General features: G+C 42.6%; 1 pseudogene. It reads left to right on the top strand.

From position 1 onward, the window contains the following. Nucleotides 1–988 (top strand): annotated as a pseudogene (locus PG062_RS15790) (IS256 family transposase); the annotation flags it as partial. Nucleotides 989–1,102 lie beyond the last annotated feature (114 nt).

Below are 1,102 nucleotides of genomic sequence, written 5' to 3' on the forward strand. Positions count from 1 at the left end.
CGTGTAAACAGCAGCTATGGCAGCATGGATATCGATGTTCCGCAGGATCGTAAATCAATATTTGAGCCACAGATTGTAAAGAAACGTCAGAAGGATATTTCTGATATCGATCAGAAGATTATTTCCATGTATGCAAAAGGGATGACGACCCGTCAAATATCCGAAACCATCGAAGATTTCTACGGTTTTGAAACATCAGAAGGCTTTATTTCAGACGTTACACTCAGATCGAAGACTGGCAAAATCGACCGCTGGATGAGGTATATCCGATCCTCTATATAGATGCCATCCATTATTCCGTACGCGATAATGGAGTGATCAGAAAGCTGGCTGCCTACGTCATTCTTGGCATCAACACAGAAGGGAAAAAAGAGGTTCTTTCAATCACTGTCGGTGATAATGAAAGTTCAAAGTACTGGCTGTCTGTTCTGAATGAGCTGAAGAATCGTGGTGTAAAGGATATCCTGATTATCTGCGCTGACGGTCTTAGTGGCATTAAAGAGGCAATTGCCGCTGCATTTCCAAAAACAGAGTATCAGAGATGTATTGTACATCAGGTAAGAAACACGCTAAAATATGTTCCAGATAAGGACAGAAAAGCGTTCGCTTCTGACCTAAAAACGATTTACCATGCTTCCGATGAAGAGAAGGCTAGACTGGCTCTGGATCGAGTTACTGAAAAATGGACCGCAAAATACCCAAATTCCATGAAACGCTGGTATGATAACTGGGATGCAATAACACCGATTTTTAAGTTCTCACCGGATGTCAGAAAGGTTATTTACACGACAAATGCTATCGAAAGTCTGAATTCTACCTACTGTAAGCTCAACCGTCAGAGAAGCGTATTTCCAAGTGATACAGCGCTCCTGAAAGCCCTGTATCTGGCAACTTTCGAAGCCACTAAAAATGGACTATGAGCATTCGGAACTGGGGACAGGTCTACGGCGAACTCAGCATTATGTATGAGGGACGACTCCCAGAATAACAGAATCTATATGCATGATGAGAAGGACGTTTTGACGTCTGCTCTTGACATGCCCGAAATCATGTTGTATATATATAGCAAGAGCTGGAAGCTCCAATTTAGCGCTTCCAGCTC

The sequence above is a fragment of the Gemmiger qucibialis genome, assembly GCF_027689445.1.
GTDB classification, from domain to species: Bacteria; Bacillota; Clostridia; order Oscillospirales; family Ruminococcaceae; genus Gemmiger; species Gemmiger qucibialis.